Annotated in this window: 23 protein-coding genes; 14 read left to right on the forward strand and 9 right to left on the reverse strand. The window is 43.2% G+C overall.

Features of this window, described 5'->3' with window-relative positions; translation table 11 throughout:
• The first annotated feature begins 303 nt into the window (after positions 1 to 303).
• The 3 genes from JFC08_RS05290 (at position 304) to JFC08_RS05300 (ending at position 4,780) form a co-directional block, all read left to right on the forward strand.
• The gene (locus JFC08_RS05290) at positions 304 to 2,616 is read left to right on the forward strand and encodes a sensor histidine kinase (RefSeq protein WP_198329991.1); all 2,313 of its coding nucleotides are present in this window, start codon (positions 304 to 306) and stop codon (positions 2,614 to 2,616) included.
• Between the two features lie 79 nt (positions 2,617 to 2,695).
• On the forward strand, positions 2,696 to 3,652 hold the full coding sequence (locus JFC08_RS05295; protein ID WP_045445938.1) for a response regulator: 957 nt from the start codon (positions 2,696 to 2,698) through the stop codon (positions 3,650 to 3,652).
• A 186-nt stretch (positions 3,653 to 3,838) separates the two neighbouring features.
• Complete coding sequence (locus tag JFC08_RS05300) at positions 3,839 to 4,780, forward strand: D-2-hydroxyacid dehydrogenase (RefSeq protein WP_198329992.1); 942 nt, start codon at positions 3,839 to 3,841, stop codon at positions 4,778 to 4,780.
• Between the two features lie 47 nt (positions 4,781 to 4,827).
• Here JFC08_RS05300 and JFC08_RS05305 read toward each other — a convergent pair whose 3' ends face one another.
• Together JFC08_RS05305 and JFC08_RS05310 are read right to left on the reverse strand one after the other, a co-directional pair.
• Entirely contained in the window at positions 4,828 to 6,453 is a 1,626-nt protein-coding gene (locus tag JFC08_RS05305) for a flavin-containing monooxygenase (RefSeq protein ID WP_198329993.1), read from the reverse strand.
• 53 nt (positions 6,454 to 6,506) lie between these two features.
• Positions 6,507 to 7,220, reverse strand: a complete 714-nt coding sequence (locus JFC08_RS05310) for an RluA family pseudouridine synthase (protein WP_198329994.1) — start codon at positions 7,218 to 7,220, stop codon at positions 6,507 to 6,509.
• A gap of 369 nt (positions 7,221 to 7,589) precedes the next feature.
• Between JFC08_RS05310 and trxA the strand changes: the two genes are divergently transcribed.
• The 3 genes from trxA (at position 7,590) to JFC08_RS05325 (ending at position 10,531) form a co-directional block, all read left to right on the forward strand.
• Positions 7,590 to 7,916, forward strand: a complete 327-nt coding sequence (trxA, locus tag JFC08_RS05315) for a thioredoxin (RefSeq protein WP_055125333.1) — start codon at positions 7,590 to 7,592, stop codon at positions 7,914 to 7,916.
• Positions 7,917 to 8,442: 526 nt separating this feature from the next.
• On the forward strand, positions 8,443 to 9,711 hold the full coding sequence (gene rho, locus JFC08_RS05320; protein WP_055125334.1) for a transcription termination factor Rho: 1,269 nt from the start codon (positions 8,443 to 8,445) through the stop codon (positions 9,709 to 9,711).
• A gap of 580 nt (positions 9,712 to 10,291) precedes the next feature.
• Entirely contained in the window at positions 10,292 to 10,531 is a 240-nt protein-coding gene (locus tag JFC08_RS05325; protein ID WP_055125335.1) for a hypothetical protein, read from the forward strand.
• A 187-nt stretch (positions 10,532 to 10,718) separates the two neighbouring features.
• Here the strand turns inward: JFC08_RS05325 and ypfJ are convergent, their stop codons facing one another.
• On the reverse strand, positions 10,719 to 11,609 hold the full coding sequence (ypfJ, locus tag JFC08_RS05330) for a KPN_02809 family neutral zinc metallopeptidase (protein WP_198329995.1): 891 nt from the start codon (positions 11,607 to 11,609) through the stop codon (positions 10,719 to 10,721).
• A gap of 521 nt (positions 11,610 to 12,130) precedes the next feature.
• Between ypfJ and JFC08_RS05335 the strand changes: the two genes are divergently transcribed.
• Positions 12,131 to 12,487, forward strand: a complete 357-nt coding sequence (locus tag JFC08_RS05335; RefSeq protein ID WP_198329996.1) for a hypothetical protein — start codon at positions 12,131 to 12,133, stop codon at positions 12,485 to 12,487.
• A 233-nt stretch (positions 12,488 to 12,720) separates the two neighbouring features.
• On the opposite strand, the gene JFC08_RS05340 is transcribed toward JFC08_RS05335, so the two are convergent.
• The 5 genes from JFC08_RS05340 to rpmI form a co-directional block, all read right to left on the reverse strand.
• Positions 12,721 to 13,020 carry an integration host factor subunit alpha gene (locus tag JFC08_RS05340; RefSeq protein ID WP_045445928.1) on the reverse strand — a complete coding sequence of 100 codons (300 nt, stop codon included), beginning with the start codon at positions 13,018 to 13,020 and terminating at the stop codon, positions 12,721 to 12,723.
• Between the two features lie 246 nt (positions 13,021 to 13,266).
• Positions 13,267 to 15,681: a phenylalanine--tRNA ligase subunit beta gene (gene pheT / locus JFC08_RS05345; RefSeq protein WP_198329997.1), complete on the reverse strand. Its 2,415-nt coding sequence runs from the start codon at positions 15,679 to 15,681 to the stop codon at positions 13,267 to 13,269.
• A 71-nt stretch (positions 15,682 to 15,752) separates the two neighbouring features.
• Entirely contained in the window at positions 15,753 to 16,808 is a 1,056-nt protein-coding gene (pheS, locus tag JFC08_RS05350; protein WP_083475755.1) for a phenylalanine--tRNA ligase subunit alpha, read from the reverse strand.
• 352 nt (positions 16,809 to 17,160) lie between these two features.
• Positions 17,161 to 17,517 (reverse strand): 50S ribosomal protein L20, encoded by a 357-nt coding sequence (gene rplT, locus JFC08_RS05355; protein WP_198329998.1) that lies wholly within the window; start codon positions 17,515 to 17,517, stop codon positions 17,161 to 17,163.
• Positions 17,518 to 17,667: 150 nt separating this feature from the next.
• Complete coding sequence (rpmI, locus tag JFC08_RS05360; protein WP_010197866.1) at positions 17,668 to 17,865, reverse strand: 50S ribosomal protein L35; 198 nt, start codon at positions 17,863 to 17,865, stop codon at positions 17,668 to 17,670.
• A gap of 598 nt (positions 17,866 to 18,463) precedes the next feature.
• Here rpmI and JFC08_RS05365 point away from each other — a divergent pair.
• The 7 genes from JFC08_RS05365 (at position 18,464) to JFC08_RS05395 (ending at position 24,781) form a co-directional block, all read left to right on the forward strand.
• Entirely contained in the window at positions 18,464 to 18,907 is a 444-nt protein-coding gene (locus JFC08_RS05365) for an acyl-CoA thioesterase family protein (protein ID WP_198329999.1), read from the forward strand.
• A 113-nt stretch (positions 18,908 to 19,020) separates the two neighbouring features.
• On the forward strand, positions 19,021 to 19,881 hold the full coding sequence (gene hisI, locus JFC08_RS05370) for a phosphoribosyl-AMP cyclohydrolase (protein WP_198330000.1): 861 nt from the start codon (positions 19,021 to 19,023) through the stop codon (positions 19,879 to 19,881).
• A gap of 188 nt (positions 19,882 to 20,069) precedes the next feature.
• A complete protein-coding gene (tatA, locus tag JFC08_RS05375) occupies positions 20,070 to 20,312 on the forward strand; it encodes a Sec-independent protein translocase subunit TatA (protein WP_045445916.1) in 243 nt (80 codons plus the stop codon).
• 41 nt (positions 20,313 to 20,353) lie between these two features.
• Complete coding sequence (gene tatB, locus JFC08_RS05380) at positions 20,354 to 21,049, forward strand: Sec-independent protein translocase protein TatB (RefSeq protein WP_198330001.1); 696 nt, start codon at positions 20,354 to 20,356, stop codon at positions 21,047 to 21,049.
• A complete protein-coding gene (gene tatC, locus JFC08_RS05385) occupies positions 21,049 to 21,933 on the forward strand; it encodes a twin-arginine translocase subunit TatC (protein ID WP_198330002.1) in 885 nt (294 codons plus the stop codon). The genes tatB and tatC overlap by 1 nt, the downstream gene beginning before the upstream one ends.
• Positions 21,934 to 22,151: 218 nt before the next feature.
• The gene (locus JFC08_RS05390; RefSeq protein ID WP_198330003.1) at positions 22,152 to 23,651 is read left to right on the forward strand and encodes a UvrD-helicase domain-containing protein; all 1,500 of its coding nucleotides are present in this window, start codon (positions 22,152 to 22,154) and stop codon (positions 23,649 to 23,651) included.
• Positions 23,652 to 23,755: 104 nt separating this feature from the next.
• Positions 23,756 to 24,781 (forward strand): tRNA dihydrouridine synthase, encoded by a 1,026-nt coding sequence (locus JFC08_RS05395; protein ID WP_198330004.1) that lies wholly within the window; start codon positions 23,756 to 23,758, stop codon positions 24,779 to 24,781.
• A 58-nt stretch (positions 24,782 to 24,839) separates the two neighbouring features.
• Here JFC08_RS05395 and JFC08_RS05400 read toward each other — a convergent pair whose 3' ends face one another.
• A complete protein-coding gene (locus tag JFC08_RS05400; RefSeq protein ID WP_198330005.1) occupies positions 24,840 to 25,265 on the reverse strand; it encodes an MAPEG family protein in 426 nt (141 codons plus the stop codon).
• Positions 25,266 to 25,272 lie beyond the last annotated feature (7 nt).

Below are 25,272 nucleotides of genomic sequence, written 5' to 3' on the forward strand. Positions count from 1 at the left end.
TTCTTTCTTACCTGAATTATTCAAACGCACGTCTACACATACTCTTTTGCCGCCTAGTATTCATGATTGATTATCCTTAAGGATTTATGGGCACAGCATGGCCTTTTATAGTCCTTTAAGTTATAAAACCATCAATAGTTAAGTCGGTTAAGTTATAAGAGTAAAGTAGTACTTTTAATTTTTTTGCCATTATGTACAGAACATTTTAATTAAGATTACGCATTACCACCTAATTGATTGCCACCAATACCTAGCATTGGCACTCTTCTTCGTGGTCACTATTATCCAAGGACTATCACCATCATGAGTGCCTCCAAAAAAGTTGGCTTTTTTAATCAAGTCAGTACCCAAGTAACCACTATTTTATTTATTGCTTTTACGGTCGTACTGGCGGTCGTCGTTTATGTTGTTGATAAAGAGGGCTATGAGAAAATCCGCCTTGAATCTGCAAAATTGGTGGCTGAACGTGGCAATACCGCGGTAAATAGTATTTCAGCCGATATCAATCGGGTGATGCGTAGTGCCTTACTACTACAGCAAAGCGCGCAAACCTTGCCCACAGAAGAAGCAATTTTACAAACCAGTACTGCCAATGCCTTTGATAAGCGTGATTATAATCTTTTGGGTAGTGGTGGCATTTGGCCTGAAAAAGGTGCCCTTGGTGCAAATACCGCGACCCATCCATTTTTGATGGTGCGTCAAAACGGCAATTATCAAGCGGTGTTGAGCGATCCAAATCCTACCAATCCTTATTATCAAGAAGATTGGTTTAGCGTCTTAAAACTGCTCAAACCTGAGAGCTGTATTTGGAACCATGTGCGCGCCAGCCAAACCAAAGGCGAGCTGGCGATGAGCTGCGGTGTGGCAATCGAGCGTGACAATCAGTTTTGGGGTGCCAGTACGGTTAACTTTACGCTGAATCAGCTACAAGAAAACATCGTCAAGTTAAGCGAAAGCTCAGGCTCAGGCTACATTCTACTCTTGGATAATAGTGACAAGGTGATCGCCTCGTCTAACCCTGAACGCTTAAGCTATATTGATGAGAAAACGGGTACGCCGCTTGATATCAAACAAGTCATCAACTCAGACCCTGCTTGGCAACCCGTGCTTGAGTTCTTAGATGTCCAACGTAATGAGATCATCGAACAAGTCGCCGCCAGCGTCTCACCGCAAGTCCAACAGGTACTAACCACGCTTGATAAAGCTGAAACTGGTACGGCAAAGGGTTATTATTTGGTGAACTACGCCGCTTACCTGAATAATGGTGAAAACAAGCAAAACGCCATGGACAGCCGCTTATTACAGAGCTTTGAGTTGACAAAAGACAGTTACTATAACGGCAGTCAAGCCTATGTTTTCGAGATTCCTGAGACTTATTGGAAGCTGATCGTTGTCCAACCTGATGCTGAAATTAACGCCATTGCTGATAATCTCAGTGAAAACTTGGTTAACTGGATTGCATTAGCACTATTGATTACGGCTGGCGTCATTTACTTCATGCTGACCTTCTTAGCATTCAAACCCTTGAAAGAAACCACTGATAAAATCTCTGAAGCGGAAAACTTAATTAATAATAAGCAATACAATAAGCTGAGCGAGGTTAAATTCGCAGAAGGTCGCAACGAGATTGGACTGGTGAATGGCTCTATTAATGACCTACTAGACCGAATCCAGTCTAACGAAGGTAAGCTTGCCAACATTAACCAACAGCTAGAGATTAAAGTCGAAGAACGTACTGCTGAGCTACAAGAAACGCTAAAAGAGCTGAAAAATTCGCAGCTACAATTGATTCGTTCAGAAAAAATGGCAACGTTGGGACAAATGGTGGCAGGCGTTGCTCATGAAGTGAACACACCTTTATCATACGTGCAAAACAACTTGGAGATTATCGGTCAGTTAACTGAGCAATACGAAGAGCTGATTGAATTGGTACAAGGATTAAAAAGCGTTAAAACTGATGCGGCGACTGATGGCAAAATTGACAAGCTACTAGCAGATATTATCCGTGCTTCTGATGAAATCCAAGAAGATGACCTATCAGCTGAATTAAAAGAGCTGATTAAAGATTCGTTATTTGGCGTCGAGCAAATCACTGAAATGGTACTAAATCTACGTAACTTTGCCCGTCTTGATGAGTCAAAAGTGAAAACCATCGATGTGCGCGAATGTATCGAAGCCTCGCTTAAAATCGCTGGCAACTCCATTAGACATCAAGAGATTGTGACTAATTTTGCGCCCACGCCTGAAGTGAAATGCTCACCGTCGCAAATCAACCAAGTCTTGGTCAATCTACTGAACAATGCCGCGCAAGCCATGGGAGAAAAACCTGATGGCAAGATCGAAGTACGCACCCGTGCCGATGATCACCATGTTTATATTGATGTCATCGACAACGGTAAAGGCATGAGTCCAGAAGTTCTCAATCAAATCTTTGAGCCGTTCTTTACGACCAAAGGCGCAGGCGAAGGCACTGGTCTTGGTATGGCAATCAGCCAGCAAATTATGGAGCAACATAATGGCGATATCAAAGTCGTATCGACCGAAGGCGTTGGCACCACATTTACGTTAATACTGCCGATTAATAATAACTTAACAGAGCAAAACCTAGTCGCGTAAGCGCTGGGTCAGCTGCCCTGTTACGTAGAACATATTTAGATATTTAACGACTATTATTCATCATCATAAGGATATCATCATGAATGAATTAGAAAATGACTTAACCACAGTTGAAACCAGCGCTGAGTCAAAGCCGAAGTTGGCATTTATCGACGATGAACAACGCATTTTACGGTCTATGAAACTGCTGTTTCGTAAGACCCATGACGTCTTTATCACCACCGACCCGACTGAGTATATTGACTATATCAAGAACAACCATGTACACGTGGCGGTCAGTGACCAGCGGATGCCTGAGCGAGTCGGTGTGGATATCTTACGCGAAGTAAAAGATGTCTCACCGTCCACCATGCGTATTTTATTGACGGGCTATGCCGATTTAAACGCGATTATTGGCTCTATTAACGATGGTGAGATTTATCGTTATTTGACTAAGCCTTGTAAATCTGAAGAGCTGATCACCGTGGTCGGACGTGCAACCGAAATCGCCTTGACCTATAATCCAGACGAAGATGCCGACCAATTCGACAGTTCAGGTAATAAGCAAACGCTGCTAGTGATCGATGAAACCAATGAGTTGATTGAGCAAATACGTAAGCAATTTTCTCACAGTTATAAAGTACTGCACGCTGAGAGTTTAGAAGAAGCGTACGATTATTTGGCGAATGAAGATATCGGTGTTTGTATCACCGATATCAATGTCAGCGGTGAGAATATCGCGCCGATTATCTTTACCTTAAAACAAGATGCGCCGCATTTGGTGGTTTTGGTACAGACTGAATTTCAAGATGCTGGCTTGCTGATTGATTTGATTAATAAAGGTCAGGTTTATCGCTGCTTACCGAAACCGATGCGCGCCAGCCTGCTTGAAATTAGCGTCAACCGTGCTTTTCAGCATCATGCGAAACTGAAAGCTAGCCCTGACTTGGTCAAACGCTATGAAGTCGAGCATGACCCTGAAAACGACGTTCGTATTGATTTAAGCAGTCGCGTACGTAGCCTTATTGGCAAATTGCGTAAGCGTTTCTCTTTATAAGTCCATAAAACCGAATAAGCACAAAAGACTACCGTCTCAATCAACAAAACCTCTATTTCAATATTGAAGTAGAGGTTTTTTGTTTTGGACTTTTTAACGACCTTTTTGACTAAAATCACCAACGTGCTACATTAAGTCGATCATTATTAAAATCATTTTAAAATAACTATTTAATAAGGAATAACCATGCGCGCGGTTTTTTTAGATAAAGGCACTTTTTCTGATGGCATCGACTTGCCAGCTCCAGCAGGCATCAGCGACTACCTCACTTATGATGATACCCCAAAAGATGCTGCTGTTATTATAGAGCGCTGCAAAGACGCCGACATCATTATTACCAATAAAGTGCAAATCAGCGCTGAAGTGATAAGTAAATTGCCCAAGCTCAAGCTCATTCAACTGACCGCTACTGGTATGAACAACGTCGATCAAGACGCTTGTGTTGAGCACCATGTGGCGCTTTATAACGTCGCAGGTTATGCAGTCAAAAGTGTGCCCGAACATACCTTTATGCTCATGCTCAACGCCATGCGCGCGGGTATTTATTATCATCAAAAAGTCGCTGATGGCACATGGCAGGCAAACGGTAATTTTTGCCTACTGGATATTCCGCTGATAGATTTGGAAGATAAAACACTAGGTATTATTGGCGTTGGCACTATTGGCAAACGCGTGACCGATATTGCTCGTGCCTTTGGAATGACAGTATTGTGGGCGGAGCAGCAAGGACGCGCACCGCGCAATGACGACTATACTGCGTTTGACGACGTACTGGCACAGTCTGATGTACTGAGCTTGCATTGCCCATTAAACGAGAAAACTCAGCACCTGATTAATGCAGATACTTTAGCAAAAATGGTCAAACAGCCGCTCATCGTCAATGTCGCTCGTGGTGGCATCGTGGATAGCCAAGCGCTGACTGATGCCATTAACAATGAGCAAATCATCGGCTACGCCAGCGACGTTTTTGAGCAAGAGCCTATCACCGCTGACGACCCTTTATTGACCATTGCCAAGCATCCGCGCGTTATATTTAGCCCGCATAATGCGTGGGGCAGCAAAAGTGCACAACAAACCTTGTGGCAGATCTTAAGCAAACAAGTTACTGATTTTATTAATAGCCATTAAAAATAGCCATTAAAAAACATTTAGCAAATGACTGTAACCAAGCGACCTTAACGACTAAAACGTAACCAATCATCTTTTATTTTGCGATGTTTGAGCATGATGCGGTCGCTGAGATAGTTGTTTGTCACCCGCCAAGGATATATATCGCCTTGCTTGGGTAGCTCGTGTTGAGCGCGCTTGACATATCCTGAGGATAGCGCGCCCATCACCGTATCTGTCTGCGTAAGCGCTTTGGCATCTTTAGTCTGTGCTTGTGGCAATACCACTTGATAGCGATGCTGATGCATATATCCCAGCAGTCGCATCACATACTGACACGCCAAATCGATTTTTAGCGTCCATGAGGCGTTGGTATAGCCAAATAGCGCCACCATATTTGGTATATCTTCAATCATGACCGCTTTATAAGTCATGCGCGAACCAATATCTATCGCCTGCCCGTCAATATATACTTTGGCACCGCCGAGCATTTGTAGCTTTAATCCTGTCGCTGTGACGATGATATCAGCATCGAGATGCTTGCCAGAATCAAGCATAATGCCTGTCTTGGTAAAATGGCTGATTTGATCGGTGACGACGCTGGCGCGTTTGCCATGCAATGCTTTGAATAAATCACTGTCTGGCACCGCACATATCCGCTGATCCCAAGGATTATAGTTCGGTACAAAATGCGCCACATCGATACCGCTACCTTTTAGCTCTGTTTTGACACCGCGTTTTAATAACGCTTTCATAAGCTTGGGTGCCAATATAGCCGCTCGATAAGTACCTTGTTGAATCAATACATTACGAGTACGCAGCACCGTATAAGCCTGCTCTTTCGACAACGGTGAAAATTTACCTGCTAGCCAATCAAGCGTATAATCATCGCCCGGTACACTTGCCACATACGTGGGAGAACGCTGTAACATAGTGACGTGACGCGCGCATTGCCCACCTTTTTCATCCACCAAAGCTGGCAGCAATGTCATCGCTGTGGCACCGCTACCGATAATAACTACCTTCTTATCGTCATAATCCACATTTTGCCAATGCTGCGGATGAATGATCTCACCTTGAAAATCTGCTTCTTTATTAAAAGAAGGACGATAACCTTGTTCATAATCATAGTAACCCGTGGCGCCAACGACGAACTTTGCCGTTACCGTAAACACCTCACCGCTGGCATGATTTTTTACCATCGCCGTCCATTGTTGATGGCTACCTGACCAAGACAACTGCTGCACCTCGTGCTGATAGCGAATATGTTCGCTGATACCAAACTCACGCGCCGTATCAGCAATATAGTTTTTAATATCACCGCCTTTTGCCAAAATCCTGTGATTTAGCCATGGTCTGAAACTGTAGCCAAACGTCAAGGCATCAGAGTCAGAGCGGATGCCTGGATAGGTGAATAAATCCCATGTACCACCCAAATCTGCTCGTTTTTCTAATACCAAAAACCGCTGTGCACTTTTCTGTTGTTGCTTTGATGATTTGCGTTTCTGCTTACCTGGATTTTTATGACCAAACAGTCCTTTGTGTTTTTGCTGCTGCAATCGGCACGCCATACCAATACCAGTAATTCCTGCACCGATAATCAGTACTTCATAATCCACTGGTGTGTCTGAGAGTGCCGCTTGAGGTTTGAAGCGTTTCTTAACTGCCTGTTTGGCTGCCGTCATATCAAGCATAATACGTTCCTTGTTTTTGCATGATGGGTTTAAAAAATTTGACATAAATCCATTTAAAAAGGGCTTGGGCTTTCCCAATCCATCCACGCACCAAGCGTAGGATGCTTGAGACGCAATTGCTGAGCATGGAGATTAAGCCTTGGCGCAATCGCTAAAGCTGTACCTTCTGCATAAATAGGATCGCCAATCATCACATGACCCACATGCACCATATGGACGCGCAGCTGATGACTACGACCGGTGACAGGCTTTAGCATTACGCGCGTGACTGTCTGACCGTTGCATTGCTCATGGCTGATGACTTCATATAAAGTTAAGGCATGCTTTGACCAGCTAGGATCGATAATATGGCGCGGTTTCGTCTCTGGCTCATAGCGCACTGGTATGGATATCTCACCCGTTGCGCCGACACGCTCCCACTCTCCAAAGACGCGTGCCTGATATTTTTTTTGTGGCAAACGTTCAATGAATTGCTTACTAATATGGGTTTGCGCGGCAGCATTCTTGGCAAAAATGAGCAGCCCTGAGGTATCCATATCCAGACGATGAATCAGCTTGACTGCGGGATTGGCACGCTCAAGTCTCGCCAGCAAACTGACCTTGAGCGTTTTGCCATCGACACTCAACAGACCTACAGGCTTATCAACCACCCAAATATCATCATCTTCGTAGACAGTAATCTGTTGCGCAAATGCTTGAAAAAACTCAAGCGGATAGGCGTTTTCTTGAGCATTGAGGGCGTTGACTTCTTCAGCAGTAAAAGGCATAAAAATGGGCACTTATATAAAGGGGCTTGAATGATTAATGAGCTTGCATATGAAAGCTGTCTTAAGTGGTAGATATTAGAGTATAGATATAGTGTTATAAACCGCTTATTTTTGAGCAAAAGACACAGACGGGATTATCAAGTGACAGATAACACCATGCCTGTGTCGTTATGTGTCGATTTATTGTGCTAATCGTAATTGTTAAACAATTTAACCAGCCTGCATCTGTTAACCCTGAGCAAACATGTTAATATAATGGCACATTTTAACCACTTCTAAACGCTTCTTTGGTCACTCATCATTCTATTATGCAACAAATATATTAGTTGATGGATGGCGATAGAAATAATAAAACAAGAGAGATAAATTATGTCAGACCTTATTTTACATACTACCGATGCCGACTTTGACAAAGACGTATTGCAATCAGATGTGCCAGTGTTGGTAGACTTCTGGGCAGCATGGTGTGGTCCTTGTAAAGCAATCGCCCCTATTTTAGAAGATCTAGCCACTGAGTACCAAGACAAAGTTAAAATCGTCAAAGTTGATGTGGATAGCAACCCACAAGCAGCCAGCCGTTTTGGTATCCGTAATATCCCAACGCTATTTGTCTTTAAAGATGGCGAAAAAGTTGACTCAGTGATGGGTCTACAGCCAAAAGCTGAATTGGCAAAAGTGTTAGACAAGCATCTCTAAGTCGAGACTTGCTCGTTTTGCATAAGCATTCTAAAGAGACAGCAACACCGTCGAAAAAGTCATTATCTAACGTAGATAGTGGCTTTTTTGCTTGTTTTTTATGCAAAAAACTCAATTAGACGACTTTTTTGGCAAAATTTATTGACAATGCTATTGTGAAGACCGTATAGTCTGCTGACAACAGAAAACTAACGGTTTTCCTAACTGTCTTATCGCTATTCTCCTCGTGTTTATCAACAAAAACACAATCGTCGTTATAAACACCATTGCTGAACGAAATGACTAAACACAATTACTGATATTGAGTTTTTGACGCAGACTCTTATGTAGACTTCTTTATCCTTATTTCTTATTACCTTGCATAAACGATTGCAATTCGTATATAAGCTGACACGTAATATCCAAACTACATAAATCCAGCTCTGTGCACGCACCCTCTATCACCATACTATCGTTGTTTTAATCACTGTCGTGACTTGTGCTGCTAATGGCATCTCTCATCTGATCAATTGCTAATGACCTATCTATGAATCTTACTGAATTAAAGAAAAAATCAATCGCTGAGCTATTGGCTATCGCCAAAGAAATGGGTCTTGATAATATGGCGCGTAGCCGTAAACAAGACATTATCTTTGCTATCCTAAAAACCCATGCGCGGAACGGTGAAGCCATTTATGGTGACGGCGTACTTGAGGTTCTTCCGGATGGTTTTGGCTTTTTACGCTCATCAGAAGGCTCATACTTAGCCGGTCCTGATGACATTTATGTCAGCCCTAGCCAAATTCGCCGCTTTAGTCTCAAGACGGGTGATAGTATCGCTGGTACGATTCGTCCACCAAAAGATTCTGAACGTTATTTTGCGTTATTAAAAGTTGGCGAAATCAACTTTGATACCCCAGATCGCTCACGTCATAAGCTTATCTTCGAAAACCTGACACCTCTATTCCCAACTGAGCATTTAAAACTCGAGCTTGGTAACGGCACTACTGAAGATCTTACGGGTCGTATTATCGATCTAATCGCGCCGATTGGTAAAGGTCAGCGTTCTATCATCGTCGCACCGCCAAAAGCGGGTAAAACGATGCTGCTACAGACCATCGCTCAGTCGATTACTCGTAATAACCCTGAATGCTACTTAATTGTCCTATTGATTGATGAGCGTCCAGAAGAAGTCACCGAAATGGTACGTACGGTACGCGGTGAAGTGGTTGCCTCTACCTTTGATGAGCCGCCACAGCGTCATGTACAAGTCGCTGAAATGGTTATCGAAAAAGCCAAACGTTTGGTCGAGCACAAACAAGACGTGGTTATTTTACTGGATTCGATTACTCGTTTGGCGCGTGCTTATAACACGGTCATACCATCGTCAGGTAAAGTATTGACGGGTGGTTTGGATGCCAATGCGTTAGAACGCCCAAAACGCTTCTTCGGTGCTGCTCGTAATGTTGAAGAAGGTGGCAGTTTGACCATTATTGCCAGTGCCCTTATCGATACGGGTAGTAAAATGGACAGCGTTATCTTTGAAGAATTCAAAGGTACTGGTAACCAAGAGATTACGCTTGAGCGTGATTTGGCTGAAAAACGTGTCTTCCCTGCGATTAATATCAAAAAATCTGGTACACGCCGTGAAGAGCGTCTGCTTGATGAAGATAAACTGCGCAAGGTTTGGATTTTACGCAAGCTATTACAGCCGATGGATGGTGTACAAGCCACTGAGTTCTTGTTGGATCGCTTAAAAGAAGCGAAAACCAATGATGAATTCTTTGAGCAGATGAAACGCAAATCACAGAACTAATGATAGATCCGTGCTGCTTTGCCATACTCAATAGATAAGCCACTTAAGTAGAAAAGACCGCACTCGTGCGGTCTTTTTGTTTTGTATTCATTTTATATATATTCAGGCATGTCCTGAATTCAAAAATGGCAATAAAAATGAGAACAGACCTTAATACCTCACTATTAAACGCCAAAAGTACTATTTTCAAAAACAGTTAGCTTACTATCAATACAAATACAATAACCCTAAGCAAAACCCCTACCAACGATACAGTGGAGAAACATCCTTTACAGGCTATTTGCAAAGCTTAGCGCTTTTACTACGCCTAGAAATTATTATATGGGTTAGTATAGGAGCCAGTATAGATATACTCTGCTATCACGTGTTAATAGCAGTATAATTTTCGAGATATTTAACATCCTTGATGTAATCCTTACTAATGCAGACCTTTGTATGTCTTGCGGTAGCACAATAGATTATTCTAAGATACTTGCCCAAATATTTTAATACAGCTTACTATCGGTATTAAAATTAGTGGTAATAAAAATATCGTATTTTGATTTTGATAAACTAACTTGATAACCTAACCGGTGATACTATGAAATTTGCTAAAACTATCGCAATGACTGCCCTTACTAGCTCTGCCCTTATCATGGGTGGCTGTGCAACTAATGGATACAATAGTGGCTTGAGCAATACCGCTAAAGGTGCTGCTGCCGGCGCTGCTGCTGGTGCACTTATTAGAAGTGGCGGCGATAGCAAAGACATCGCTCGTGGCGCACTTGGTGGTGCTGCAGTAGGTGGCGCTGGTGCTTACATTCTTAATAACAGCAGATAATCGCTAAATGATTATTTGGTGCTATCAAGGCCGTTTTTAAGCATTTCAACTGTGTGTATTTTAAATCTATTGAATATGTCTAAGACGCTCTAAAATACAAAAAGCCTGCAATCGATATTGCAGGCTTTTTGTTGGATCGCCTTTTTTAGGCGATAGTTACTACGCTAAAATATCATAGCGATACTGACTATAATGCCCCGCTAAAAGTATCACAAGACTGCACGTTGCCACTTTCCAAACCACGAGTGAACCACTGAACACGCTGCTGACTGGTGCCATGAGTGAAATTATCAGGTACGACTGCTCCACCGCTAGCGCGCGCTAAACGATCATCACCGATTTGACCAGCGGCATTGATGGCCTCATCGATATCACCTGCCTCCAAAAACTGTACACGCTCTTGGTTACGTTGTGCCCAAACCCCAGCAAAACAATCAGCCTGCAGTTCTTGTAGTACTGATAGCTTATTGGCTTGTGCACGAGTGACTTGACGGCTGGCTTCATTAACTTGCTGACTGATACCTAATAAAGTCTGTACGTGATGACCAACTTCATGTGCAATAACATAAGCTTGTGCAAAATCACCCGCTTTACCTTGATTATCTTGGTCGCCAGAGCCTTGCTTATCACCCGTGATACCGAGATTTTGGCGCATTTCTACAAAGAAAGATTTGTCTAGATAGACAGTCTGATCGCCTGGGCAATAAAATGGGCCCGTCGCGGAGCTAGCACTGCCGCAGGCTGAGCTAACTTGACCATTGAAGAGAGTCAATGATGGCTCCTGATAGGTGCTGCCTGCTTCTTTAAATATTTGATGCCAAACTTCTTCAGTATCAGCCAAGACTACTTTGACAAACTGCGTATCTCGATCGTTACTTGTCGCAGGTTCGGTAGCGGCACTGCTATTGCCACCGCCTGCTACTACTTGACCCGTCTGTAAAGCGGTCATTGGGTTTACCCCAAATACCAGCCATAAAATGCCAGCAATAATAATTCCACCGATACCACCGCCTATCATTTTGCCGCCACCACTACTGGTGCGCACATTGGAACTGCCGCGTCTACCTTGCCATTTCATTGTTTCATTCCTCAAATATACGATATATATATTGCTACTCGTATTGATGATTTTTTATATAGTGTAATTTTGACTCAATTCTTTATTTTTTTGACCAAATCCGATTTCTAACAAGTAAGTAATCTCAAAGTACTTTTGACGAATGCTACTTTACTAGGCTCTTGATATTGCACTAATCAAGACATTTAATGACTATTAAACCCCTAATAGATACAATAGATGCTTATAAAGTCTAGTAGAAATCAAGACATCGAAAAGGTCATCAGAATAGGTTGATGTCATTGATTATACGTCTATTAATTTGGCTCGTTGTATTAAAAATTATAACGAATAAGTGATGTAAAACACTATTTACAATTTTATTGTTACTTAATTGTACAGCCTATTTCTATTTATATAGAAATCCTATAGAATGCGTGAAAGCTGAGTAGCTGTAACTAAGACTAGTTGAATTCTGAGAAATCTCAGCTTTCAACCTTTTTTGCTGCTACTGATCATTTCATTTTCCCGGAGAAAACCTTATGAACTTAAAATTACTTGCTCTAGCTGGTATCATGACTGCAACTATGGGCCTTACTGCCTGTGACAGCAACAAAGAAAACGCTGCTGAAGATTTATCTGACGCACAAGAAGAAGTGCAGGATGCATCAAAAGAGCTAAACGAAGCTGCTGCTGAAGGCGAAGTAACTGCTGATGCTGACGCTGCTGTTGCTGAAGCTGAAGCTGACATCACTGATGCTCAAGTTGCTACTGCTACTGACGAAATCGATGCTGAAGTACCTGTAGACGGTACTACTACTAGCGTTGACGTAGCTAGCGAAACTCCAGCTGTAGACGCAGCTGACGAAGTTGTAGTTATTGAAGAACCAGCTCAGTAATTTTATCGTTTATATGATAGAAATACTGTAGTAAAAAAAAGAGAGCCTAAGCTCTCTTTTTTTATGCGTGTCATTTGCAATCGTTCATGGTTATTCATAGCTAAATATGATATTTAATGGCGCTTTCAAGTGTAGATCAACCATCTCACATTAATAATAAAGCGTAACTTTAACAACCATCATGAAGTCATGATATATTTATATGTTCAGTTTTATACGATTGACAGTTACTGCTACTCGTCAAATAGACGCTCATCAACTTGTTGACGGAATTTTTGCCCTGTCTTGAAAGTCACCACACGGCGTGCTGATACGGCGACTGGCTCTCCTGTCTTAGGGTTGCGACCTGGACGGCTATTTTTATCTTTAAGCTCGAAGTTGCCAAAGCCTGAAAGCTTGACCTCTTTGCCATCAATTAAACTCTCTGACAATTCATCAAAGAAATTCTCTACCAAACAGCGGCCTTCTTGGCGTGTTAGGTCAAGATGACTCATCAAATGCTCAATCATGTCAGATTTGGTTAAGGTGCTCACAGTACGACTCCTATGCTATGTCGTGATGTCGAATATCATGGTTTAGCGGTATGAGGGTTAATGCTAGCTATTATAAAGGTTTTCTAACCTCTTTTTAACAAAGACTGCTTTAAAATCCTTTATTAATAACCACTTAACTATTTTTATGAAAAAAATTTTATAAAATCATAATTCTTATAAATAGCAATGCCCTATAGCCTCTTTAAGAGTGAGGCTACAGAGCATATCTATGATAAGAGCTATATGTTAGCTGTCACGCAACTTTGCAGCATGTTGCTCAGTTAGTGCTTGTACCACTTTGTCAGTCGCGGTTTTAATGGCGTCATCAGATAGCGTTTGTGCATTGTCTTTCCATATTAGCGCAAAAGCCAATGAGCGCTGACCAGCTGGCACGTTGTCGCCTTGATACACATCAAACAACCACAGATCAGCCAATAGTTCACCAGCTGCCGCGCGTATCGTCGACTCTAATGTCTGTAAACTGATCTCACTGTCTACTAAAATGGCAATATCACGGCGTACTTGTGGAAATTTGCTTGGGGTGGTGATGGTATGTTGCTCACGAGCAAGGGTCAGTAATGGCGCAAGTGATAATTGAGCAACCCACGTAGCTGGCAAATCTAACTGCTTAGCCGTGTTAGGATGCAACTGACCCAACCAACCGACATATTCATCATCAATATAGAGCTTAGCGCTTTGACCCGGATGCAAGAAAGCAAGCTCACTGCGCTCATAGCGAATACGGGCGCTATCCATTTGTGCAGGTAATAACTGCTCAATATCATGCTTAAGATCATAAAAGTCTAACGCACGGTTTTGATACGCTTGCTCGTCCCAGACATCGCCAACTGCTACTAACGCAATACTTGGCGTTTGTACCAACTCACTAATACTTTGACCAACAAAGCTAAGCCCTGTTTCAAAGAAACGAACGCGTGGCTGCTGACGATTGAGATTGTACTGCACGCAAGGCAATAAGCTTGATAACAAAGTACGGCGCATCACGGCTAAGTCACTAGAGATAGGATTGGCCAGTGCCAACACTTCTCCTAGGGCTTTATCATCGAGCAAGGCTTCTATTTTTGCGTCACTAAAGCTAAAGCTAATGGCTTCCATATAGCCATTATCGACTAGTGCCAGCTTCATCTCGTGAGTCAAGTCTGCGGTATCGTCATAATCCATGCTGACTTGCAAATGCGGCAACACGCTTGGAATATTGTCATAGCCATAGATACGCGCAATTTCTTCGATGAGGTCTTCTTTGATACTCATGTCAAAGCGATACGATGGCGGCGTGCAAATCAGGCTATCGGCTTGCTGCGCTACCTCAAAGCCCAATTGGGTTAAGATACGAACCATGACTGCTGGCTCAATCTCAATACCGATGACATCACGAACTTTAGCAATTGGTAAAGTAATCGGTGCGCGAGCTGGTAAATGCTCACTGCTTTCTGCTTTTACTATTTGTCCGGCTTGCCCACCAGTAACGCTACTAATCAAATCAACAGCGCGTGCCAATGCTAGCTCTGGTAACTCAAAGTCTACCCCACGCTCAAAGCGTTGTGAGGCATCAGTATGCAGACCAAAACGGCGTGCACGTGCAGCAATAGCAAGCTGGTTAAAGAAAGCACTTTCTAAGACGATATTGGTGGTGCTATCAGTAACACTACTGCGTTGACCGCCCATGATACCCGCGAGCGCAAGTGCGCCTTTATCATCAGCAATGACTAATTCATCACCCGTTAGAATAATGGTTTGCTCATTTAATAAGACAATCGTTTCTTCAGGCTGTGCCAAACGCACCACGATATCGCCCTCGATAGTATCGGCATCAAAAGCATGTAGCGGTTGACCCAACTCCATCAATACATAGTTGGTCACATCAACCAAAAAGTTGTGCGAGCGTAGTCCTGACTGAACCAGCGCATCTTGCATCCACTTTGGGGTGTCGATGCTACGATCAATATTGCTGATTGACTGTAGTAAATAGCGCGGGCACGCTTCAATTGCACTAACCGTTACCGCTGGCGTAGCAGTACCAGCAGCGTTTTCAGTAGCTGCTACGTTGGCAGGAATATCAGGCAGCTGCATTGGCAAATCATTGATAACTGATATTTCGCGTGCAATACCGCGTACACTAAAACAGTCACCGCGATTTGGGGTGATAGAGATATCTAATATCTGATTGTCTAAACCTAAATACTCACGAATATCCATACCAATCGGTGCATCAGCTGGCAATTCAAGCAGACCATCGATGCTATCGGTTAAATCAATTTCAGACGCGCCGCAAAGCATACCGTTAGAGTCGACACCGCGTAGGTTACCGTTTCTAATTTCAAAACCTGCACCATTATCAGAAGGCAAAATGGCACCAACGGTCGCAACGGGTGCTTTCATACCAACGGTGACATTGGGTGCGCCGCAGACGATTTGTAACGGTTCAGCTGCACCAATATTAACCTGCGTAACGCGCAGTTTATCGGCATCTGGATGCTGCTCGACGCTGATGACTTCACCGACGACCACACCACTGAAGGCACGGGCAACCGCATAGCGATCATCAATCTCAAGTCCTGCCATCGTGAGTTGTTCGGCCAATTGCTCACTAGTATTGTTGGGGTTTACCCATTGACGTAGCCACTGTTCGCTAATTTTCATAAATATCTCAGATCAGAATTTTATAATAAAGGTTTTGGAGTAAAGGTAGAGGTATTATTAAATAATAAAATCTAGCCAAACTGCTTTAAAAAGCGTACGTCATTTTGGAAAAATAAACGCAAATCATCGATGCCGTAATATAACATCGCGAAGCGCTCAATCCCCATTCCAAAAGCAAAGCCAGTATATTTTTCGGCATCAATACCGCAGTTGGTCAGTACTTGTGGGTGTACCATACCGCAGCCCATAACCTCAAGCCATTTACCATTGTCATCGAGGATATCCACTTCAGCTGACGGCTCGGTAAAGGGGAAAAATGATGGACGGAAACGGACGGTCAGCTCTTTGGCAAAGAATGCTTCCAAGAACTCACTAATCAAGCCTTTTAGCTCGGCAAAAGTGCTCGACTCAGTGACCATTAAACCTTCTAGCTGATGGAACATCGGCGAATGCGTTTGATCCGAGTCATTGCGATAAACGCGACCTGGGCAAATAATACGAATAGGCGGTTCATTCTTTTCCATGGTGCGAATCTGCACGGGGCTGGTATGCGTACGCAGTAGATAATGCGCATCAAAATAGAAGGTATCGTGCATCGCGCGTGCTGGATGATGCGACGGAATATTAAGCGCCTCAAAGTTATAATAGTCGCTTTCGACTTCAGGACCAGTAGCAACGTTGAAACCTGCTTGTATAAAATACTGCTGCATACGCTGGGTAATCATGGTCACAGGATGCAAATGACCTTTTTGCCCACCGCGAGCAGGCAAGGTAATATCAATACTTTCGCTTGCAAGCTTGGCATTTAGTGCAGCCACTTCTAGCTGCTGCTGCTGCTCTGTCAACGCATCTTGAATACGGCTACGAACTTGGTGTAACCAGCCGCCGTAGGTTTTTTTATCGTCGCTGCTGAGTTTACCCATCTGCTTTGACCAGCCAGTTAATGGGCTCTTTTTACCGGTCAATTGCACACGCAAATCTTGCAACGCACGCACATCGGTTACTTGTAGAACCAAGGCTACAGCGGCACTGGCCAACTCATTTAGCTGAGCTTCATTCAACTCGCTTAGCTCTGTGGACAAGGTCGGTAGCGCCGACAAATCGGTGGTAGCAGCAGGGGTAGTCATAAGATGCATTCTTCCTGATTTAAACGGACTATTAATAATAGTGATTGGTAATTGTAGGGATTTGACCAAATATTGCAAACCATTTACCCAGTCATTCAAAAATAATACCAGTGATATGAATGGCTTGAATATTTAGACGATAATAAAAGCTATCTCAACAAAGCATATTTAGCGTTGGTGCTAAAACAAGGCTGTGACATGAAGTATTAAGATAATGTGATATAAAAAAAGCCACCGACCAGCGGTAGCTTTTATTAATATCATACTATTAATCAATATTATCCCTGTCCATATAGATAACTACTTGTAAATTCTGACTAAACAAGCAGCAACCCTAAAGGAAGGTTAATATTTATGCTAATGCCGCTTTTGCTTTTTCGACCAACGCTGCGAAAGTCGCTGCATCATGCATAGCGATGTCAGCAAGTACGCGACGATCGACAGTGATGTTAGCCAATTTCATGCCATTGATAAAGCGGCTGTAGCTTAAGCCGTTTAAGCGTGCACCAGCATTGATACGTGCAATCCAAAGACGACGGAAGGTACGTTTTTTGTTGCGACGGTCACGATAAGCATATTGACCAGCTTTGGTCACTGCTTGTACCGCTACGCGGTAAACACGTGAACGGGCACCGTAGTAGCCTTTTGCGCGTTTTAGGATTTTTTTGTGACGACGATTCGCCTGTACACCACGTTTTACACGGGCCATAAATTACTCCAAGATTTCTTTAATCATTATTAAACGAATCACGATGTCATCGAATAGTAGACATCGCTATCAGATTGCAAAGTCAGATATTTTTAATTCAGTCGCTATAAATTAAACAACGCTTCATTAAAGATAAATGACGATAGCCTACTAGATGTATGGGCACATGCGACGAACTGCTGCTTCGTCAGACTTGTCCACCATCTTTAGACCGCGCAACTGGCGAATACGCTTAGCTGATTTCTTGGTCAAGATATGGCTTTTGTTTGCTTGCTTACGCTTGAAGCCGTTCGCTGTTTTTTTGAAGCGTTTAGCTGCACCGCTTCTGGTTTTCATCTTAACTTTCATGATGATTTGCCTCTTTGTCTTTGATAGAACCTGGTCGTCAAATAGTTAATAACGAATAGTGGCTGTAAAAACACCCACTAAACCTCTATTTGCCTCGAGGTGGGAGGCGGTATTTTAGCAGATAATGCACTGTTTTGCCAAGGAAACTTTTACGCCTCGCCTAGGGCGTGTCCTCAATCTGAACGAAAGCAAATAAATGGACTAAAAACGGTTAGATTTTGCCAAGCTACGTCAAATAGCTTATCAATATCTCGATATTATTTGCGCTATTTTCCCTTTTTGACGGCAATTTATATCATTCTTATCATCATTTTTAAAATGAGGACACGCCCTAGTAGGCATGACAATGGATAATGAGTATGAGCCCATTTATAAAGATTTTAGTCAAAACACTCATAAAACTGCGGATTTACCGCCAAATAGATTGAATGTCAGCTTAAGCTGTGCTTAAGTAGAGACTGAACCTTAGTATAAGCTGAGCGCTAATAATACAAAGTTATTTATAACACTTATCGAGCGCCTATCGTACGATGATGACGCTACCAACCTACACCATGATTAGCAGCACTCATAGCCTGCAATCAATCTAGGAGATAACGTGTCAAAACAAGAATTAGACTTTGATAACGACATATTTGTCTTTGAAACAGTGATGCGTGTGCGTCATATTGAGCTTGATATGGCTCAGTACCTGACGCTCGAATCATTGACGGCATTGCTATGTGAGGCGCGGCAGAGATTTTTTTACTCTAAAGGTATTAAAGAGATCGATGCAGATTATCACGGTTTAATTATCGATGAGTTACAACTAATTATTGTCAGTCGCATACGGGCGCGTGAAGAGCTATTATTTGAAGTAGGCGTTGAACCGTTATACGATAATGGTGGCACTATAGTGATAAAAATTACCCGTATGCATACTGGAGAAACAGTAGCCAAGGCGCGGCAGCATTTTGTCAATTATGACTTTCGCCTCAATAAATCCATTGCGCTTGATAAAATTATGAAAGAAGCGCTGTACCCACATCTCTACAGGATTTGATATTGAGGACATGCCCTAACGCCAACTGCTTTTTTATTCAGACCATAAATAGAATCCGTTACGATTCATTTATTCCCCTTTGATTTCTATATAAACAAGAAGACAGATATATTATGACTTTACCTGCTTGGCTGGCTGCCATAAAATTTAATGATGATGGTTTGATTCCTGCAATTGCTCAAGATCATAAGTCTGGGCGTATTTTGATGATGGCTTGGATGAATGCCGAAGCACTACAGTTAACCGCGCAAACGCAGACAGCGGTTTATTTTTCGCGCTCACGTGCCAAATTGTGGCATAAGGGCGAGTCATCGGGTCATACTCAGACCGTACATGATATTCGCTTGGACTGTGATGCAGACGTGATTGTACTTAGTGTCACTCAGGCTGGCGGTATCGCTTGCCATACTGGTCGCGAGTCTTGTTTCTATCAGCGTTTAGATTTGTCGGGCCAAACGCCTGAATGGCAAACCGTCGATAAGGTATTAAAAGACCCTGCTGATATTTATCATTCAAGCGATGCAGCAAAATCCATTCCTAAAACTAACGAGACGCAGGCTAACGATGTAATCCCTTCAGATGCCAATCACAGTCACAGTCACCATGACAACGACACTACTAATCGCTCTATTTTGCAGCAGCTTGACGGTGTATTGGCAGAGCGTAAACAAGCAGATGCTGATAGCTCGTACGTGGCAAGCTTATACGCAAAGGGTTTAAATAAAATCCTAGAGAAAGTTGGCGAAGAGAGTACTGAAAGTATCATTGCCGCCAAAGATTTTGCCAATTGCGACGAAAATAGCAATAAAGCGCAATATGATGACGCTCGTCATGAGCTCATCTATGAGGTGGCCGATGTCTGGTTTCATACATTAGTAGGACTGGCGTGGTTCGATATTGAGTCGGATGCGGTATTAAACGAGCTAGGTCGACGTTTTGGTCTATCAGGTATCGATGAAAAGGCGGCGCGATAGTTTCTATAAGCTTAGCGACTGCCCTGTTTGATTATTGTTGATTTCACCTTTTTGTCACAAGTGCAGGTTATAATATAGCTCTGTTTTACTTCGCATTGTATGCCGAGGCTGTTTATTGAGTATAACAATCTTCGATACACCCAAAGTAGGCATACAAAGACTGAAAATCAAGACACAAGGATACCTTTATGGGTAGTTTTTCTATTACGCATTGGCTGATTTTATTGGTGGTAGTGGTGGTCGTATTTGGCACCTCAAAGCTTAGAAATGCTGGCAAAGATTTGGGCGGCGCAGTCAAAGGTTTCAAAGAAGCGGTCAAAGACGAAAATACTGAGCATGCTAAAAAGCATGTGGTGCTCGATCATGATGGCAATGCACACACTGAAGAGCGCCCAACAACCACCAAGGTTGATGACACGCATAATGTATAGCCTCTAGACAGTGACCTTTTAGACAGTGACATTGGAACATTATGTTTGATATCGGCTTTTCTGAACTACTCCTCTTTGGTGTTATCGCCCTAATCGTCTTGGGCCCAGAAAAACTGCCACAGGCAGCGCGTACCGCTGGGCAGTGGTATGCCAAAATTCGCCGCACGGTATCCACCCTGCAATCTGAAATCGAAGCTGAACTTGATTTGGCAGAGACCCGCCAGCTTATGCAAAAAGAGCTTGCCAAAATTCGCCAGACTGAAGCAGATATGAGGCGTGAGATGGCGGAGATGCGCGGCAGTATGCAAGAGTTTGAATCCTCGCAAAACCAGCATTTAAAAGCATCGCGTGATTCAGGCGATGACAATACGCCTAGACAAAGTAGTCAAGCCAGTAGTGAGAATGATGATAATCGACCAGTGCAGCCAAAAGCGTTTGACTACGCCTATGACAGTAATAGACAGGCTGAGAAACCAGAAAGCCCTGAGCAGTCATCGGCACAAGGCGATAATGATAGTCTAAAAACTGACTGTAGTGATAACGCCAATCCAGTGTCTCAAACCATCACAACTAGACCGTGGGAAAATATGTGGTTTCGTCTTGGTGCTTATGATAAAGCGCGTCGTTTGCCGCAACCGCCCTACTTACCAAATTATAAAGCCGATATCTTACTAAACAGCCATATAGACAGTCCTTTACCTAAACAGGCTTCTGTTCATGAGCAGGAGAGTCATTAGTGGGCTTATTTAAACGTAAAAAAAGCCGTCAAGAAAAAGTCGCGGATTCAGATATCGAGACCTCAACAGCTACCATTGATGGTAATGTCGATAGCAATACTGAGGACTCTGGCGATATCTTAAGTTCACTTGGCGATATGCCGATTACTGAGCATTTGATTGAGCTGCGTAGACATCTCATAAAGATATGCGTCGCGGTACTGGTAATATTTTTAGCCTTGGTCGGATTTTCACGCGAGCTCTATGATTTTTTGTCCAACCCATTGGTTGCCCAGTTGCCTGCCAACGCAACGATGATCGCGACGGATATCACCTCTAACTTTATGGCACCGATACGCCTGACTGTTTTTGTCGCAGCATTCTTTGCAATGCCCTACATTTTGTATCAAATCTGGTCGTTTGTCGCACCCGGTTTATATAAAAAAGAGAAAAAAATCGCCATTCCCGTTTTGATGTCCTCTATATTTTTATTTTATGCGGGTGTGGCTTTCTCTTATTTTATTGTCCTTAAAGGCGTTCTCAAATTCTTTATTATGTTCGCGCCGCAGAACGTATTGCCGATGACCGATATCGATAGTTATTTAAGTTTTGCACTCAAACTCTTTATGGTATTTGGTTTAACCTTTGAGATTCCAGTCGTCACCTTGCTATTGATATTGACGGGCGTCGTCTCCATTCAGAGCTTAGAAGATAAACGCCGTTATATTATTGTCGGCTGTTTCGCCGTTGCTGCGGTCGTGACACCGCCTGATGGGGTGTCGATGTTGATGCTCGCCATTCCGATGTGGTTGTTGTTTGAGCTAGGAGTATTTTTAGCGAAAGTATTAATTAAAGAAGAGCACAGTCCTACTTTAGCAAGCGATACAGGGTTAAATAAAGAATAACATTACTTGTCAGATGCTTATTCCAAAAACAGCCAACGCGCTAATCTGTTACTATAACCTGCTGATTTCTACCTTTATTTTCTATGAGTTTTTGTATTATTGTCATATGCGCTTGCAAGTATTTTGCAATTTCATATGACGAGCCAGCCATTGTCTATGCAGTGGCTTTTTTTACCCCCGTCATTTTTGATCCGTTTTACTCTTTTAGGTAATTTTTTATGTCCGCATCTATGCCAGCTTATATGAGCGATCCCACTGATGAGCAGCTGAGCGCGCTTAACATGGCGATGGATCACAAGTCATTTAAAGTGGTGGCTTATGCGGGTGCTGGTAAGACGACGACCTTAAAACTGATTGGTGAGCGTTTGCGTGGCCGCGGTTTGTATTTGGCCTTTAACAAGACCATTGCCAATGATGCTCGCTCAAAGTTTCCACCACATGTGGAATGTCGCACCTTTCATTCGCTTGCTTATCGGCATGTCGCCCGTGATATCACTGCTAAGCTGTCGTTGCCGCGTTTTTCACCCAAACGTCTGGGTGATGATTTGGGTTTGCAGCCCGTCCAAGTACGTCGGCAAATGGATGGTATAAACAAATACATTACCCTCACTCCAGCCCGACTATCGCGTTTTGTCAGTGATGCCGTCAGCAATTTTTGTAGTACGCATGCTAGTTATCCTGCACCTAGACATATATTGTTTCCCAGCTGGCTCGATGATTCTGACGCAGAGCAGCTGCGCGAAATGCTCTATCCAGCCGTCGAGCAGCGTTGGCTACAGTCGATTGATGCGCGCCATCCAGCTGGTATCGGGCATGATATTTATCTGAAACTTTGGGCATTATCGAAGCCCAGTATTCCAGCTGATTTTATTTTGTTTGATGAAGCCCAAGATGCCGATCCATTGATGATGGGAATTTTAACCCAGCAGCCACGGCAAGTGATTTACGTGGGTGACGCTCATCAGCAGATTTATGAATGGCGCGGCGCAGTCAATGCGATGAAAAAACTACCCTTACCACAAACCTTGTTGACCCAGTCATTTCGTTTTGGCGAACCAATTGCTGAGATTGCCAATACTTTGCTCAAAGCATTGCAAGAAGATGTCCCGTTAAAGGGCAATCCTAATAAACAATCTTCTACTGATAAGGGTATGGTACATAGTAAAAAAGATGCCATCCTTTGCCGCACTAATGCCGCCGCAATGTCGCAATTATTAACTGGACTAAAATTGGGTCACCGCGTGGCGCTACAAGCTGATACCGATCGTATGCTTAAATTTTGTCAGGCAGCCGAAAACTTGAAAAACGGTAAGTCGGCGTACGGTGTACCTGAACTGGCGTATTTCTATAATTGGGGCGATGTGCAAGAGTATTCTGAAACCAATGAAGGCAGTGATCTAAAAACACTGGTGAAATTGGTCGATGATCATGGCACCAATGTCCTGAGCCAAGCCGTCAATAGTCTCACCAGTATCGAAAATGCTGACTATGTTATCTCCACTGCCCATAAAGCGAAAGGGCTCGAATGGGGAAAGGTACAGCTCGACGATGACTTTTATTATGATGTGACGACCAATGCGGTCAAGATCAGCCCTGAAGAGTTGCGTTTGCTCTACGTCGCTTGCACACGTGCCCAGAATAATTTGGACATCCATAATATTAAAGACTTGATATCAGGTTTGCAAACAGGCAAAAAAGTGATTTTTGGTAATACTTAATTTTTCTCAGTTAGTCACTCTCTGTATTTGCCACTCTAAACCTCTAGCCTACCTGTCTTTATGGCAATCCTTTAATAGCACCCTTTTAGCAGTGAACAACAAGCATGAATACTAATCAGCAACTTCAAATACGTCAAAATACCATCCGTCAGTTATTCGCCAATCCCGTCCGCCTCCTTGCACCAATGGAAGGCTTGACCGACCCATTAATGCGGCAAATCCTCACGCAAATTGCATCGGACTTGGGTCGCCCTTATGATTGGTCGGTTAGCGAATTTATCCGTGTGACTCAGCACGTATTGCCAGCGCATGTATTTTATAAGTACGTTCCAGAACTGCGTCATGATGCTAAAACTGCCTCTGGCACGCCTATTCATTTACAACTTTTGGGCAGCGAAGCGCAACTTATGGCAGAAAATGCTGCTTATGCTGCTGAGCTTGGTGCGCCGGCGATTGATATCAACTTTGGTTGCCCTGCCAAGACGGTCAATAGCCACCGTGGTGGCTCGGTATTATTGGATGAACCCGAAACCCTGTATCAGATTATCAGCGCGGTGCGGCAAGCTGTTCCCGTTCATATTCCAGTCTCAGCTAAAATTCGTTTAGGTTATACCGATACCAGCCGCATGGATGATATCAAAGCTGCGATTAGCGACAGTGGTGCTGATTGGCTAACCATTCACGCACGAACCAAAACCCAAGGCTATAAACCACCAGCCTATTGGGACAAAATCCAGAGCTTTAACACGCTAGATATTCCAGTCATTGCCAATGGCGAGATATGGAATGCCGAGCACGCGAAAAACTGTATGGTACAAGCTGGTACAGAACATCTGATGTTAGGTCGCGGCGCGGTTACCCGTCCAGATTTGGTTGCTCGAGTGGATTGCGGTTCAGATGATGCCATGCTAAGTGCAGCAACGTTGTCGTGGGAAGCGATGGTCACCCATCAGATAAGATTTTTGGAAGGTCGGGCTAAAACTGAGGTGATATTAGTGGGTCGTTATAAGCAATGGCTTGCGATGCTCATCAAAGGCTATAGCGAAGCAAAAGTTTTATGGGACAGTATTAAAAGAGAAAAAAATAAAGCAGCTATCATTAGTGCACTGCAAGCCAGTGTGCGCCAATAATAGCTGCTTTTATCTTAAAGCCAATCTGTTTTAAAACTAAGCTGTCTAACGACTAATATTAAATGCTTACTCTAATCGCTAAATAGAATAACATCAAACAACAAGCAATCGATAACACCCAAAGTATGGAGCGAAACGTCGCCAAATTAGTAATATAAGCCACGCAAAAACCGATACGAATCAGCACGTACAACCAAGCCAATATATTAATAATCGATTGTGGTACGAAGAACAGCATTGCCGTCAGTACTGCTGCCAAAAATATTGGCAACGTCTCATAGCTGTTTTGCTGGGCAGCGTTAGCACGTGCGGCCGCGCCCGTCGTACCTTGTAAAAAATCACGTGGATGGGCATTGTCAGCCAAACTAAAGCCGCCAATAGCTTTCGCTGTCAATGCCATGGCAAGCGGTAGTAAACTTGCTGCGACCATCGCCCAAATTGCGGACGCTGCGGTATCAGAGACTAATTCCAGAAGTGCATTCATTAGTATA

This window comes from Psychrobacter cibarius (assembly GCF_016107535.1).
GTDB lineage: Bacteria > Pseudomonadota > Gammaproteobacteria > Pseudomonadales > Moraxellaceae > Psychrobacter > Psychrobacter cibarius.

Coding starts and splice junctions, on each gene's coding strand:
- JFC08_RS05290 (WP_198329991.1), top strand. CDS start 304: ATGAGTGCCTCCAAAAAAGTTGGCTTTTTTAATCAAGTCAGTACCCAA.
- JFC08_RS05295 (WP_045445938.1), top strand. CDS start 2,696: ATGAATGAATTAGAAAATGACTTAACCACAGTTGAAACCAGCGCTGAG.
- JFC08_RS05300 (WP_198329992.1), top strand. CDS start 3,839: ATGCGCGCGGTTTTTTTAGATAAAGGCACTTTTTCTGATGGCATCGAC.
- JFC08_RS05305 (WP_198329993.1), bottom strand. CDS start 6,453: ATGCTTGATATGACGGCAGCCAAACAGGCAGTTAAGAAACGCTTCAAA.
- JFC08_RS05310 (WP_198329994.1), bottom strand. CDS start 7,220: ATGCCTTTTACTGCTGAAGAAGTCAACGCCCTCAATGCTCAAGAAAAC.
- trxA (WP_055125333.1), top strand. CDS start 7,590: ATGTCAGACCTTATTTTACATACTACCGATGCCGACTTTGACAAAGAC.
- rho (WP_055125334.1), top strand. CDS start 8,443: ATGAATCTTACTGAATTAAAGAAAAAATCAATCGCTGAGCTATTGGCT.
- JFC08_RS05325 (WP_055125335.1), top strand. CDS start 10,292: ATGAAATTTGCTAAAACTATCGCAATGACTGCCCTTACTAGCTCTGCC.
- ypfJ (WP_198329995.1), bottom strand. CDS start 11,609: ATGAAATGGCAAGGTAGACGCGGCAGTTCCAATGTGCGCACCAGTAGT.
- JFC08_RS05335 (WP_198329996.1), top strand. CDS start 12,131: ATGAACTTAAAATTACTTGCTCTAGCTGGTATCATGACTGCAACTATG.
- pheT (WP_198329997.1), bottom strand. CDS start 15,681: ATGAAAATTAGCGAACAGTGGCTACGTCAATGGGTAAACCCCAACAAT.
- pheS (WP_083475755.1), bottom strand. CDS start 16,808: ATGACTACCCCTGCTGCTACCACCGATTTGTCGGCGCTACCGACCTTG.
- rplT (WP_198329998.1), bottom strand. CDS start 17,517: ATGGCCCGTGTAAAACGTGGTGTACAGGCGAATCGTCGTCACAAAAAA.
- rpmI (WP_010197866.1), bottom strand. CDS start 17,865: ATGAAAGTTAAGATGAAAACCAGAAGCGGTGCAGCTAAACGCTTCAAA.
- hisI (WP_198330000.1), top strand. CDS start 19,021: ATGACTTTACCTGCTTGGCTGGCTGCCATAAAATTTAATGATGATGGT.
- tatA (WP_045445916.1), top strand. CDS start 20,070: ATGGGTAGTTTTTCTATTACGCATTGGCTGATTTTATTGGTGGTAGTG.
- tatB (WP_198330001.1), top strand. CDS start 20,354: ATGTTTGATATCGGCTTTTCTGAACTACTCCTCTTTGGTGTTATCGCC.
- JFC08_RS05390 (WP_198330003.1), top strand. CDS start 22,152: ATGTCCGCATCTATGCCAGCTTATATGAGCGATCCCACTGATGAGCAG.
- JFC08_RS05395 (WP_198330004.1), top strand. CDS start 23,756: ATGAATACTAATCAGCAACTTCAAATACGTCAAAATACCATCCGTCAG.
- JFC08_RS05400 (WP_198330005.1), bottom strand. CDS start 25,265: ATGAATGCACTTCTGGAATTAGTCTCTGATACCGCAGCGTCCGCAATT.